Below are 13,075 nucleotides of genomic sequence, written 5' to 3'. Positions count from 1 at the left end.
ACCTTCTGTTCCTTAGTTTTGTTCTAAGTTTGTAATAGGGTAAAGCGCGCTAACTTCAGTTTGTCGCTTGATATTTTCCAGTTCTTCCTGACTGGTTAGCCCTACGCCAACTTGACTAACTGCCAAAGCAGAAAGTGCCGTAGCGAAGCGCAATAAATCGTTTTTAGGCATCAGTTGCATGTGGCCCCAACACAAGCCAGCGACCAGCGTATCGCCTGCGCCAACGGTGCTCACTACATTCATTCGAGGCGGCTTTGCACTAAGCCATTCGCCTTGGTTGAGCCACATAACACCGTCAGGTCCCATAGAAACCACGATGTTTTCTATGCCCTTGTCGCTCAGTGTTTGCGCAGCAGCTTGGCATTGTTCAGGCGTTTCTAGATGTTCGCCAACAAAATCACCAAGTTCTTCATCGTTAGGTTTAATTAACCATGGGTGAGCCTCAATACCTGACTTCAATGCGGCTTTGCTACTGTCGAACAACACCTTTTTGCCTTGTTGATGCAGTGCTTCTATCCATGCAGCGCATTGTTCGGCGGTTACGCCTCCAGGTAAGCTACCTGCAAGTACAAAGTAATCATGCGTCTCCGCTAGACGAAATAGTGTCTCCTCAAAGCGAGTAATTTCGTCGGCCGCTACTTGAACGCCAGGGAAGTTGATATCACTGACGTTGCCATTGGCCTCAACCAGCTTAACGTTGATACGAGTGGCACCCTTTACTTCCACAAATTCATTCTTAACGTTGATGTCATTGAAAAGCTGATGAAATAGCTCAGGGTTATCTTTACCGAGAAAGCCGGTAACCGTGACGTCTGCGCCTAAATCGCTCAATACTTTTGCTACGTTGACACCTTTACCAGCAGCGTGGAGATTGCTTTGCTGTACTAAGCTCACGGAACCAACGTTTAGTTCATTTACTGAACCTGTTAAATCCAATGCTGGGTTGAGCGTAATAGTGACAACCTTATTTGTTTTGTTTGTCATATCGGATCCTTAACCTTCACCAAGGCCAGAAGCGATTGCATTTCCGATAGACTCCAAGGCTTGCGGCGCATCAGGGCCTTCTGCTGTAAATTGAAGTTGGTGACCGTGCTTAACGCCCAGCGCGATGACTTTCATTAGGCTCTTCGCGTTTACTGCTTTTCCATCTCCGTCTAGGTTGGAAACACGTATAGTGGATTCAAACTTTTTCGCTTCTGCGACTAACATTGCCCCCGGACGAGCATGTAGGCCGTGAGAGTTTTTGATTTTAAATACAGCGGTATTGCCTTCTTCTGAAGGTGCGGCTGTGACTTCTTCACCTTTGAACAAAGCAAGAATCTGTTCTACTGATGCATCTAAAAGCTTGCCGTGTTCATTGTTAAACACAATATTAGAAAGCGTTTTTAGGATAGGTTGGTGAGCATTGTTACATGCCGCGAACGCGACAAGTGCACGCACTTTTTGACCTTCATATTCGCAGTCGTTTGCCGTCGAGACAAATGACACACCTGTGCGAGTGACATGTTTGTCACTGCCAATTAACCACAGGCCATTACCTAAGTGAGTTGGTTGTTTGGTAACGAGATCTGCAACGAATTCGTTATCAGCACATCCCGTATTTTTCAACAGACCACCAGCAACAGCACTCATCTGTAGCATGTCGCTCGCAGGGAACATCAGTTGAATTAAAGAAGCGTCAAAGTCTGCTTCAAGCTGAACATCACCGTGCAGTAGGGCGATGATCTCGTCTTCATTTTTTGCATTACGCAGACGTTCTTCTACGCCATCTGCGCCTAGCACTTTGGTGAGTTGTTTAAGAATGCCAAGGTGCTCATCAGATTTAGCTGCGATACCGATAGCGACGAACACAGTATTGCCATCACCCCAGTCGACACCTTGTGGGAAGTGGTGCACAGCAACACCCGTTGTTTTCACCATTGCACGAGTGTCGGTTGTACCGTGCGGTATTGCAATACCGTTCCCCAAAAACGTAGAGTTTTGGTTTTCACGGTTTAGCATGCCTTCAACGTAACCTTGCTCAACTAGGCCTTTATCAGTCAGGCTATGAGCAATACTCTTTATTGCTTCAAACTTATCTGTCGCTGATTGCGAGAGGGTAATGTCGTTCTTATTTAGCTTAAGCATGGTGCTTCTCCAGCCTTAAGGTATCAATTTAAAAATGTATTCTGTGTGAGAAGTTGAACGCCGCTTCTTCTGAGCGCTTATCACTCCTCAAACCTTTTATATTTCAAGCTAAATCGATTCAGCTTGTTGGTAAATTTTTTAAAAGACTCAGAAAAACTGTTTTAAAAACTGACGTTAACAAACGAGCCTTTGCCGCTGTCCTATAGCCTAGCTCACAAATTGGTTTGTTGTGTATTCAGGTGATTTACGTCAATTTTTAAGTTTTGCTGAATCCTTTCAGCTTTTATACTGAATCGGTTCAGCTTATAATTCAACTTATCGAAAGATCGTTGATGTATTAATATGATCGCGCGCACAGAATAAGGTTTAGAATATGACACTGGATGAAATAGCCAAATTAGCGGGTGTTTCTAAGACAACTGCAAGCTATGTGATTAACGGAAAAGCGCAGAAATACCGCATCAGCGAGAAGACTCAGAAAAAGGTGATGGCCGTTGTAGATGAGTACAATTATAAGCCAGATCATGCGGCGTCTTCCTTGCGGGCAGGTAATTCACGCTCATTTGGGCTTATCATCCCAGACTTAGAGAACACCAGTTATGCGCGTCTTGCAAAGTTGATAGAGCAGAACTCTCGGAAAGCGGGGTACCAAATTTTGATTGGCTGCTCTGATGATGATCCTGATACAGAGCAAAAGGTGGCGGAAGCATTAGTCAGTCGTCGTATTGATGCGTTGTTTGTGGCAAGTGGTATGCCCACTGCAAACGAGTATTATCTTAAGTTGCAAAATTCTGGTACGCCAGTTATCGCGCTAGACCGTCCAATGGATGATGAGCACTTTTGTTGTGTCATCAGCGAAGATTTTGATGCCGCACTTGAACTCACTCAGTCAGTACTGTCAGAGGATATTAAGTCCATTGGCTTAATCGGTGCATTGCAAGATCTTCAAGTCTCAAAAGAGCGTGAGCTCGGTTTTCTATCTGCTTCTCAACAAGGTGGTAAAACGGCAACAGTGGGTTATGGACAACACTTCTCCCGGGAAGAAGGCAAGAAAGTCTTAGAGAGATGGTTAACAGAGAACGCATTGCCAGATGCCATTGTTACAACGTCATACACACTGTTAGAAGGTGTGTTGGATGTAATGCTAGAAAAACCAGAACTGATGGGAAAGGTGCGTTTAGCGACATTTGGTGATAATCGACTGCTGGACTTCTTGCCTGTGAAAATCAACTCTTTGCCTCAACAGTTTGAGTTGATCGCGGACAGCGCAATGGAGTTAGCACTCAACGCTTCCGCTAAGCGTTACAAGCCTGGCGTAGAACTTATCCCGCGTAAAATTGTGAAACGTCACTAAGTCACTAAATAGGTTGCTCAAAGCTTTACTTCAGCCGTCAGCGCCACAAATGCGTGGTCGCTGGCGTTTTTATCTCTGTCATAAATCGGGTTGATCAGATGTTGGTTAGACACCTGATAGTCAACAACCTCGGCAACCGATATATCTGATAAGGTGTCAAACTCTTGTGAGAGCAAGATATAGTCGAGTACATTCCCAGTGGAAAAATGATAGTGCGTGGCTGGGCGTTCATCCTTCAGGGGGTCACTTTGCAATAACCAACCATCTTTGAGTTGTAATTCAGTGACGCTGTCACTAGTATTGGATACTAATGAGCTGTTAACGCTGATAGGAGTGATAGGTTGATTCATATCGCCCATTAACACTGTCGGCATTGGTTCTTTTCGATACCTCTTTTGCATCGCGTCTCTTAACATCGCTGCTTCCCAGCCTCTTTGCTGGGTGGATAACCAGCGCCCAATAATCGTGCTAGACGTTTCTGGTTGTTCTGAGTCGGCTGGGCGTTGAGATTTCAGGTGCGTTACGTAAACGGCGATATGACCAAGTACAGGATGTATTACTTGGGCATAGATAGGTTTGCGACTGAACTCTGGAACAACACTTACTCCAAAAGGCTCAAGCGTTGCTAAGTCAAACTCTACCGCTTGTACTTTTTCTATTGGAAACCGAGATGCGATTGCCACAACAGGGCTTGAGTAAATGTACTCATCCTCAACATGTGGGGTGTCAACGGTCGCAAAGTAGGGGTAGCCGATGGTTGAAAAGAATGCCTGGGTCTTCTCGATACTGAATACTTCTTGTAAGCCAATCACGTCGCCTTCCAGTTTTTCAACTTGACGTTGCGTCCACGAAAGTTTGTCTCGCCATTGCTCTAACGAGTATATGTTCTCGAAATCATAGTAAGCGTTAGGCGGTGCGACAAAATTAAACAAGTTCGCAGTGACAAAGGTAATTCTACTTGGTTGAGACAAAGTATTCGCTCTTTTCAACAATAACTTAGAGAGTATATACCTTCAGGTTGCGTAATTGCAGCTTCGTTTGAGCTACGCATCGAGATACAAGCTAACGAGCGACAAGCTAAATGGGTTAAGAGGTGCTCAAATGCCAAGGTGAATCGGTGATTGAACATCGCCAGAGGTTTCTATTTTTAAGCATTGCGTTTAAACTTCAGGGCATCAAATAGTAAGAGTAAGTAACATGACCCAAGATTACGACCACGAAGAGTATTTAGAAGGCGAAGAGATTGAGATCGAAGCGATTGGCATCGATGTTGATGCGCATCCAATCGAACTGTACAAGCTTTTTAAAATCGCAAACTTGGTCAGCGGTGGCGGCGAAGCAAAACATATCATCGAGGAAGGCTACGTCGCGGTGAATGGTGAACTAGAAACACGTAAGCGCCGCAAGATGTATGATGGTGACTTTTTTGAGTTTAACCAGGAATATTATGTTGTGGTTTGCGATGCGCCAGTAACCGAACCTGAAACGGCAGAGCAAAAAGCAGAAAAGAAAGCGAAGAAAGAAGCGCAATCTGCACGTAAAGAGAAATCTCGCCAAAGCAAGCCAGCTAAAGGCTCTGGACCTAAGTCAACAGGCCGAAAAGCAGCGCATAAAGAACGTAAAGCGCAGAAAGAAGCGTTGTCTCAGTCTGCTAAGAAAGGCAAAAAAGAAGACAAACCGCAAGCCACTCGTGATCCGAAGAGCGGTCGTAATTCTATTGATTTTTTCTAGGGAAATGAACGCTTAACTAAATAAGTGACATCTGAGTAAAACTAAAAAGCGCCGAGCATATTATATCGGCGCTTTTTTGGTTTCACTGTGCTGTAAGTGGGCAGTGTTAATGCACAGTCGTCTCGATGTTTAGGCTATCTGTCCAGTGATGAATGGCGCAAGGCTTTCCTAAGTAAAAGCCTTGGTAATAATCCAAATTAAGTTGATACATAGCTTGTAGCTGCACGTCTTCTTCAACCCCTTCTATAATGACTTTTGCTCCCATATGATCCGCTAGATCAACGGCGCTATGTATGGAAAAGGTTTCTCCGGCGCAGTAGTCTAGCAAATAGGAACGATCGATTTTGATGATGTCAGGGCAGAGCTGCTGAACACGTGCGATATCAGAATGTTGGGCGCCAAAATCATCGATAGCAAAGATAAAACCATTTGCTTTCATTAACTGTACGGCTTTGATTAATAAATCCGTATTTCCGCATGACTCTTCGACTACTTCAAAAACGACGTCTGATGGGCTCATACCAAGTTCGGAAAGGCGTTTGTAAAGCAGGCCGTTATCTTTAAAGCCCATGTCTTTGGTTAGTGTGAGTAGCGTTTGAGGCATGACGTTAAGAAACAGTTTGATCGGCGTCCCCGCGAAATAGCGTGCAAAATTTCGAATGTGCATTGCTCTGGATAAAAACTCTACACATAAGCGAAAGTAGGGATCAAGACCATTATTGGCCAGAAACACGTCAGGACGAATTAGGGAACCATCAATGCCACGAATACGCAGTAAGGCTTCCATACCAATAATACGTTGGCGTCTATCAAAAATTGGCTGATAAACACTGTGAAAAGTGAATTGATTGAGAACTACGTAATATTCACCAAGATTATCTTGTTTTATGTATCGCTCGTAGTCGGATTGATTCTTTAACTCCATGAAAAACGCCGAAAATTTAGCATCTTGCCAATGTAACAGGGTGCAATTCTGATTTGAAGAATCAAATGTGCCTAATTACATATGCGGTTGAGTTAATTTGAAATGGCTTCCGATTTTGCTTCAATATGGCGAAAAATAAGTGACAGACCAAAACAAATTAAGAAGTAAGCAAGGCCGACAATCAACCAAATTTCAAATATATACCCTGATGAATTTGCCATCTCTGTCCCAACAAACGTCATTTCTTGTATCGAAATCAGTGAAACGATGGAGGTGTCTTTCACCAAAGAGATGGTTTGACCAGCAAGTGCAGGTGTTATTGCTTTAAGTACCTGTGGTGCGATAACGAATCGGTATTTCACCCACCGAGACAAGCCCAATGAATCCGCCGCTTCCCACTGACCTTGGTCGATGCTTTGTAACCCTGCTCGCACAACTTCTGCTATGTAGGCAGAAGAGAGTAAGCCGACGCATAACACACCAGAGGCAAGATTTTCCCAAAGGTTAGAAGGTCCAAAAAGAAAGCTTTGTAGCGCGTTTGGTTCACCGTTGTAGTTTCGTAAAAGATCTTCTAAACCGAGTAACGGGATCAATTGGTTAGAAATGAAAAAGTAGAAAATAAAAACAAAAACCAACGGTGGGATGTTTCTTACCAACTGAATAAACGCGTTGGCAGGTGTGCGCAACCAGACGGAGCGAGAGAAGCGGGCTAAGCCTAACAAAGTGCCAAGCACTAATGCGAAACTGATGCCCCAAATACTGAGCCTTAACGTCGAAATCAAACCTTGGAAGAAGTAGGGCAAACCACCGTCGGATCTTGGTGTGAAAAGTAGTTCAAACGCCTCTTTCCACTGCCACAAATAATGCACACCAACGTTGGAACGATGGTACAGCCAAACACCACCAATACCACAGATAATAAGCAGTACCCAATCGAGCGTGTTTAACCGAACTAGAAAGGAACCTGTGTTGGCCTTGGTGGGTGCTGTGCGAGTGGTGGTTTGTTCGCCCAAAAATTTAACTCCGATAGATGATGGAAAAGTAAAATGGATGATTAAAAAGTATAGGCTCGCGAAGACCACGAGCCATTTAGATTACTGGCCTTGCGCGACTTGCTCTTGCCAATCTAATGTCGAGAACCAGTATTCATAACGCTGTTTTAACCATCCATCTTGGGTTCTTTCTTCAATCCATTTATTGAAAAAGGCTTTTTTATCTTCCTCCCCTAAGCGAACCGCAAAGGCTTCGTTACCTTTTGATAGTCGCTCAGAGAATGGAAGGAATAGCTTGTCGCTGTGTTTCACTGTCTCATGTTCTGGTTTTGGGCTAGAAGCAATAACCGCATGGGCGTTACCATTCAGCACCTCTTGGAACGCTTGCGCGTCGTCATCAAATTGCAGAATCTTCGCTTTCGGGAAGGTTTCTCTGGCGACTTGAACGGTGAATGCACCGCGACGAGCCGCTATTTTTACGCGTCGTGAGTCAAAATCGGAGAATTCGCTAAAACCAGAGGCGAGTTCTTTGTTTGCTGCTACTTGAACGCCTGAGTGCGAGTAGGGCTCAGTAAACAAGACGCTTCTGGAACGCTCAGGCGTAACCGACATGCCACCGATGATCACGTCGAACTTTTTCGCCAGTAGTGCGGGAATAATGCCATCCCACGCAGTCGGTACGAATTCCACTTTCAAACCTGAATCTTCTGCTAAGCGTTTGGCAACATCGATTTCAAAACCGATTAACTCGCCTTGCTTGTTACGCATTGCCCAAGGTACAAATGTTGACATACCAACGCGCAAAGTGCCTCGTTCTTTGATTTGATCTACATTGGGTGTGGCGACATCTTCTTTCGCGATTGTAGGCATAGCTATGGCTAGCCCTAATAATGCAGTAATGGTCGCTTTGAATAACTTCATGTTATCTCCTTATAATTTGCGCCAACTGGCTCCGAGTTTGTGTTCTAGCCATGCAGACAAGCCAGAAAGTGACAGAGTGAGAGCAAGATAAATTGCTGCCACGGTAAACCAAATTTCGAACGGCATCGCCGTCTCTGAGACGATGTTGCGTGCCTGTGTCGTTAGATCAAAAATCGCCATCACGCTTACAATGGAAGAGTTTTTGATCAAAGAAACCACTTCATTGGTTAATGGCGGTAATGTGCGCTGTAAAACCTGAGGCAAAATCACGTCTTTGTAGGTGTAAAACGGTGATAGTCCGAGAGTTTGTGCTGCTTCGAATTGCCCTTTAGGAATACTGTTTAAACCTGCACGGAATATTTCCGCGGTGTAGGCACCTTGGAAAAGGGATAATGCCAAAACGGCGGTGCTGAATCGGTCCAAACCAATCACGGGGCCAAACACGAAGTAGAGTAAATAGATTTGCACCAACAACGGCGTGTTACGTATTACTTCGACATAAGTGGTACCAATAACATTGCCGACTTTCGAATCGCTAAGCCTTAGTAACGCGGTGACCAACCCCAACACTAAGGTAAAAAATAGACTAATAGCAGAGATGTTAAGCGTGACCAATAGCCCATCAATAAGTTCTGCCGGCCACCATTCGCCATCTTCATAAAAAGCGATGTAATCAGGTACGCGCTCCCATTGCCATTGATAGCCCATAGCGTCGGCACCAGAGTCCAACACCCACACAATCGCTATGAAGAGGAGCGTCATTTGCAGTAAAGCTTGAAGGACAGGTTTGATTACGCGAACTATCATCAGTAACTTAAAATTTGGTTCAAAAATGCTTGGGTGCGTGGATGCTGTGGTGTCTCAAATAAGGCGACTGGAGAGTTCATTTCCAAGATTTGGCCTTCATCCATAAATACCACGCGGTTCGCTACTTTTTTGGCAAATCCCATTTCATGCGTGACGCAAATCATCGTCATTCCGCTTTGAGTCAGCTCAACCATGACATCCAACACTTCGTTGATCATTTCCGGATCAAGCGCTGAAGTTGGCTCGTCAAACAGGAGTAAATCCGGTTCCATACACAAGGAGCGGGCAATCGCGACGCGTTGCTGCTGACCGCCAGAAAGCTGGATAGGATACTTACTCGCTTGCTCTTCAATATTGACTCGCTTTAGGTAATGTTTTGCGCGTTTTTCAGCTTCTTGTTTTGATAATTTGAGTGTGCGAATCGGCGCTAAGGTGAGGTTTTCCAGTACAGTCAAGTGAGGAAAAAGGTGAAAGTGTTGGAACACCATGCCGATTTTACCGGGCTTGAGAGATTTTGCGTGAGAAGGCTGGTCGAACACATGAAGCTGGCCTTCTTGAATCGATTCAAGATGGTTGATGCAACGAATGAGCGTTGATTTTCCGGAACCTGAAGGGCCACACACCACGACGATCTCGCCAGAATGCACGGAGAAGTTGATGTCTTTTAGAGCGTGGTAATCGCCATACCACTTATTTACGTCGCTAAACTCAACGACGGGAGTATTCTCTTTCAAAGGGGCACGCTATAACGGAAAAATATCCTTTTACAATAGCAAGTTGTGCGCGTAATTTCATTAAGAATAAGCTAATGTTTAGGCGATGATTTTAAGACTCTATTCAGATCGCTTACAAGATACATCCATGTTTCTTTAATGTTGGTGCAGTCTAGAGTCTAGAGTATGACTAACTCAGTTCAACGAGATACGGATAACGAACAACAATCGCAACAACAGACATAACCATTAGTGTCTGTGCAGAATAGTAGGTCACCATGACAACTTGTCGTGAAAATATTGACCGTCCTCCAAAGCGTTCGAAAGCCAATACGATGCCAGAGATAATAAAGATAAAGCTTCCGAGCACTGCAAAAGAGGAGGATTGTGTTTTCCCACTCAAATAATACTCGATCGAAGCCCAGCACATAGTCATCAGTACCAATATATAACTAGCAACTGGCCGTTTTTCTTTACCGAGATCCGGTCGGAACAACCAGTAGACGCATATACCGAGTCCGAACAAGGCAATTGGGAGCCAAGGTGTAAAATGCCACGCTGACATGATGGCAAAACCATAACTATAGGAGAGATGGGCAGAGCAAAAGAGCACTAATCCTGTAATGAACTTGTCTCTAGGGAGCATTAATAACACGTCACCAAGCAACGAGAGCGATAAGCCAATCAAAATCCAATGCGCATATGGCATTGGGTAAGCCGGGGACTGAATTAAAATACCAAGCATACAGAGCACTGGTAATGGTTTAGAAACGTAAAAGAGCCATTTAGAGCCTTTACGGATACTGATGATATGTATGAATGCTAATACGACAACAACTAGCCACATAAAGTGTTTTCTCGAACAGACAAAATTATGTAGTACATCACTACAACAAATCAAAACTTAATTAACGAGTTAACTCGTTCTTTGATCTCAATTATTTTTATTTGTGTAAAGCTGGACAGTTGTCTCTTTACTAACCAACACGGCCGATTTTTTGTCTGGAGGGAATCGTTGTTTTTAGAAGCCTCCTCGTTTTGAACGTGATGTGGCTTACAAAATAGCATAAAAAAACGGTATTGTGACTGTTAAGTCACAATACCGTTAAACCCTAGGAAGGGCAGTGAAGAATTGTTGCAGTTATGAGACAGCTAACTCTAAGATTTCTCGGCTACGTTCAAGTGTGATCGCCTGGTTTTCACCTAAAACAGTCATGCCGTGTTTGTTTAGTTGATCAATGATGGCATCGATAGCTTGTTCACGGCTCTCACCATAGTTTTCGAGCTTAGTTGCGACATCAAGTTGATGATAAAACGCTTCGATAGCTTCGATTGTGCGCTCTGCTAAATCCTCACCTGCTTCAAGAGCAAATACGTTGCGACCCATTTGTTCTAACTTAGGGCGCTTAAACTGCATTTGGTTACGAAGTAACGATGGTTGGACAATTGCAAGAGAACGCGCATGATCAACGCCCCATAGAGCGGTTAATTCATGGCCGATCATATGTGTCGCCCAGTCTTGTGGAACGCCACTACCAATTAACCCATTCAATGCTTGGTTAGCAGACCACATTAAGTTTGCGCGCCACATATCGTCGTCTCGTTCCGCAAACTGTTCTCCGAGTGTTTTTAAAGTTTTCAGCAGTGTTTCTGCGTAACCATCTTGAACCATTGCACCGGTAGGAAGCGTCAAGTATTGCTCACATACGTGCACCCATGCGTCAACAATGCCGTTGATAAGCTGGCGTTCTGGCAGTGTTTTCATTACATCTGGGTCTAACACGGCAAATTTTGGCTGCACTGCTGGAGACATGAACGGAAGTTTGTCTTGAGTTTCTTTTTTAGTGATAACTGCGCCCATGTTTGACTCTGAGCCTGTTGCTGGCAATGTCAAAATTGCAGCTAGAGGCGTCGCTTCAGTGACTTGGTGCTTACCAATCATGATATCCCAACCATCACCATCATACATTGATGCCGCTGCTACGTATTTGGAACCATCGATGACTGAACCACCACCTACCGCTAGAATAAAATCAACACCATGCTCTTTTACCATTGCGACTGCTTTATCGAGTGTTTCTTTGGTTGGGTTTGGTTCAACACCTGAAAACTCTAGCCATTCATGTCCCTCAAGAGCTTCTGCTACTTGGTCGTACACGCCATTTTTTTTGATGGAGCCACCACCGTATACCACTAAAACTTTTTGGTCGGATGGGATAGCTTCTTTGATTGCTGCGATTTGTTTTTGACCAAAGAAAATCTTGGTTGGGTTTACATAAGAAAAGTTCATTATTAGCCCTCTTGCTTCCAGTGAAGGAGATTGAATACATGCATATTAGTCCTGATTAATGATGGTTAACAGGTCGATTTCTGCAAATAATTTGCCTATTTCTACAAAATTAATGCTCTTGAGCTAGAAAGTTAAAGTCGAGAGGAAGTATAGTGCTCGAAACGATAATAGAGACCAAACTCGTTGGTCATTGATGGAGCGCTCTAATGCACACTCTCGCAAATATCATGCAGCAATATGTTGAAAAGCAGGGGCTGCATGACCTAGAAGGTATGAAGAAAACAGCGATAGATGGCGTATGGTTTTATCGCAGTAGCAAAGGGAATCATCGCCAGCCGTTTGTCTATCAGTCCGGCATCATCGTATTGGGTCAAGGGCATAAGAACATTCATATTGGTGATACACCAGTGCAATATGGGCCCGATGATTACCTTGTTGTCGGGGTTCCCATGCCACTAGAGTGCGAAGCGTTTGCGACAAACAATGAGCCTTTACTTGGCATTTCGATAGATATTTCGCCAACGCTTCTTCATAAACTCGTTAAAAAATTAGAGGCTGAAAAATTCAGTAATAAGTGTCTGGATGCTACCCGTTGCGGCCTTAAGTCGGTACGTATGAATGAAGGTATGTTGGATGCGTGCAAACGGTTAATGAAAGCAATGTGTAACGAGCTTGATGTCATCATGCTTGGCGAGTTGCTTCTTGAGGAAATTGTGTATCGTACTTTGGTGAGCAAAGAGGGGTATGTTTTATTTGACCTAGCACATCAAGAAGGTTCTTACGCGAGGGTAGCTAAAGCACTAAATCGTGTACATCAAGCGTATCATGAACAGTTGAACGTACAAGCATTGGCTGAAGAAGCCAACATGAGTGTGTCTGCTTTCCATCAAGCATTTCGCAATGTCACGCTTGAATCTCCGTTGCAATATATTAAGAAAGTTCGACTTAACAAAGCGCGCGAATTGATCCAGTTAGAGGGGAGACGTGTTAATGATGCAGCGAGAATGGTCGGGTACACGAGCCCATCACAGTTTAGTCGCGAGTACAAGCGGCATTTTAATGAAACGCCAAGGTCAACAAAGGCTTAGTGATCTTTATTTCAAAATGGCGACTTTTTTTACCTTTTTTATTAATTTGCGAGTGACATATTTATTTGAGTTATAAAATTAGTTACTGGTGCCAAATAATAGGTACGTTGTTGCAATCATTTAGTGG

At 44.1% G+C, this 13,075-nt stretch carries 13 protein-coding genes; 3 read left to right on the top strand and 10 right to left on the bottom strand.

What is annotated here, in order from left to right; genetic code table 11:
• Positions 1–12: 12 nt before the first annotated feature.
• Together pfkB and fruB are read right to left on the bottom strand one after the other, a co-directional pair.
• Positions 13–984: a 1-phosphofructokinase gene (pfkB, locus tag R8O11_RS10765; RefSeq protein WP_225466253.1), complete on the bottom strand. Its 972-nt coding sequence runs from the start codon at positions 982–984 to the stop codon at positions 13–15.
• A 9-nt stretch (positions 985–993) separates the two neighbouring features.
• Positions 994–2,127, bottom strand: coding sequence for a fused PTS fructose transporter subunit IIA/HPr protein (fruB, locus tag R8O11_RS10760; RefSeq protein ID WP_318084920.1), 1,134 nt, complete (start codon positions 2,125–2,127; stop codon positions 994–996).
• 373 nt (positions 2,128–2,500) lie between these two features.
• On the opposite strand from fruB, the gene cra reads away from it, so the two are divergent.
• Positions 2,501–3,481: a catabolite repressor/activator gene (gene cra, locus R8O11_RS10755; RefSeq protein WP_005386066.1), complete on the top strand. Its 981-nt coding sequence runs from the start codon at positions 2,501–2,503 to the stop codon at positions 3,479–3,481.
• A gap of 17 nt (positions 3,482–3,498) precedes the next feature.
• Here the strand turns inward: cra and R8O11_RS10750 are convergent, their stop codons facing one another.
• Positions 3,499–4,452: an endonuclease/exonuclease/phosphatase family protein gene (locus R8O11_RS10750; protein WP_053303578.1), complete on the bottom strand. Its 954-nt coding sequence runs from the start codon at positions 4,450–4,452 to the stop codon at positions 3,499–3,501.
• Between the two features lie 226 nt (positions 4,453–4,678).
• Between R8O11_RS10750 and R8O11_RS10745 the strand changes: the two genes are divergently transcribed.
• The gene (locus R8O11_RS10745) at positions 4,679–5,212 is read left to right on the top strand and encodes an RNA-binding S4 domain-containing protein (RefSeq protein ID WP_053303581.1); all 534 of its coding nucleotides are present in this window, start codon (positions 4,679–4,681) and stop codon (positions 5,210–5,212) included.
• A 106-nt stretch (positions 5,213–5,318) separates the two neighbouring features.
• Here R8O11_RS10745 and R8O11_RS10740 read toward each other — a convergent pair whose 3' ends face one another.
• From R8O11_RS10740 to R8O11_RS10710, 7 genes are all read right to left on the bottom strand, one after another.
• Complete coding sequence (locus tag R8O11_RS10740) at positions 5,319–6,137, bottom strand: EAL domain-containing protein (RefSeq protein ID WP_005386068.1); 819 nt, start codon at positions 6,135–6,137, stop codon at positions 5,319–5,321.
• Between the two features lie 92 nt (positions 6,138–6,229).
• Entirely contained in the window at positions 6,230–7,150 is a 921-nt protein-coding gene (locus tag R8O11_RS10735; RefSeq protein WP_318194134.1) for an amino acid ABC transporter permease, read from the bottom strand.
• 81 nt (positions 7,151–7,231) lie between these two features.
• Positions 7,232–8,050 carry a transporter substrate-binding domain-containing protein gene (locus R8O11_RS10730; protein ID WP_318194133.1) on the bottom strand — a complete coding sequence of 273 codons (819 nt, stop codon included), beginning with the start codon at positions 8,048–8,050 and terminating at the stop codon, positions 7,232–7,234.
• Between the two features lie 9 nt (positions 8,051–8,059).
• The gene (locus R8O11_RS10725; protein WP_005376396.1) at positions 8,060–8,857 is read right to left on the bottom strand and encodes an amino acid ABC transporter permease; all 798 of its coding nucleotides are present in this window, start codon (positions 8,855–8,857) and stop codon (positions 8,060–8,062) included.
• Positions 8,857–9,591, bottom strand: a complete 735-nt coding sequence (locus R8O11_RS10720) for an amino acid ABC transporter ATP-binding protein (RefSeq protein WP_258664798.1) — start codon at positions 9,589–9,591, stop codon at positions 8,857–8,859. The genes R8O11_RS10725 and R8O11_RS10720 overlap by 1 nt, the downstream gene beginning before the upstream one ends.
• 169 nt (positions 9,592–9,760) lie before the next feature.
• Entirely contained in the window at positions 9,761–10,417 is a 657-nt protein-coding gene (locus R8O11_RS10715) for a lysoplasmalogenase (RefSeq protein ID WP_005376394.1), read from the bottom strand.
• A gap of 294 nt (positions 10,418–10,711) precedes the next feature.
• A complete protein-coding gene (locus tag R8O11_RS10710; RefSeq protein ID WP_005376393.1) occupies positions 10,712–11,860 on the bottom strand; it encodes an iron-containing alcohol dehydrogenase in 1,149 nt (382 codons plus the stop codon).
• Between the two features lie 206 nt (positions 11,861–12,066).
• Between R8O11_RS10710 and R8O11_RS10705 the strand changes: the two genes are divergently transcribed.
• On the top strand, positions 12,067–12,948 hold the full coding sequence (locus tag R8O11_RS10705) for an AraC family transcriptional regulator (RefSeq protein WP_005376392.1): 882 nt from the start codon (positions 12,067–12,069) through the stop codon (positions 12,946–12,948).
• The last annotated feature ends 127 nt before the right edge of the window (positions 12,949–13,075 follow it).

The organism is Vibrio sp. 1288 (assembly GCF_033344475.1).
This window is presented reverse-complemented; position numbering and strand designations above follow the sequence as displayed.

What these genes read in the sequence shown, in the direction of transcription:
- R8O11_RS10730 (WP_318194133.1), bottom strand. Translation starts at nt 8,050, where the DNA reads ATGAAGTTATTCAAAGCGACCATTACTGCATTATTAGGGCTAGCCATA.
- R8O11_RS10725 (WP_005376396.1), bottom strand. Translation starts at nt 8,857, where the DNA reads ATGATAGTTCGCGTAATCAAACCTGTCCTTCAAGCTTTACTGCAAATG.
- R8O11_RS10715 (WP_005376394.1), bottom strand. Translation starts at nt 10,417, where the DNA reads ATGTGGCTAGTTGTTGTCGTATTAGCATTCATACATATCATCAGTATC.
- R8O11_RS10745 (WP_053303581.1), top strand. Translation starts at nt 4,679, where the DNA reads ATGACCCAAGATTACGACCACGAAGAGTATTTAGAAGGCGAAGAGATT.
- R8O11_RS10710 (WP_005376393.1), bottom strand. Translation starts at nt 11,860, where the DNA reads ATGAACTTTTCTTATGTAAACCCAACCAAGATTTTCTTTGGTCAAAAA.
- cra (WP_005386066.1), top strand. Translation starts at nt 2,501, where the DNA reads ATGACACTGGATGAAATAGCCAAATTAGCGGGTGTTTCTAAGACAACT.
- R8O11_RS10740 (WP_005386068.1), bottom strand. Translation starts at nt 6,137, where the DNA reads ATGGAGTTAAAGAATCAATCCGACTACGAGCGATACATAAAACAAGAT.
- fruB (WP_318084920.1), bottom strand. Translation starts at nt 2,127, where the DNA reads ATGCTTAAGCTAAATAAGAACGACATTACCCTCTCGCAATCAGCGACA.
- pfkB (WP_225466253.1), bottom strand. Translation starts at nt 984, where the DNA reads ATGACAAACAAAACAAATAAGGTTGTCACTATTACGCTCAACCCAGCA.
- R8O11_RS10705 (WP_005376392.1), top strand. Translation starts at nt 12,067, where the DNA reads ATGCACACTCTCGCAAATATCATGCAGCAATATGTTGAAAAGCAGGGG.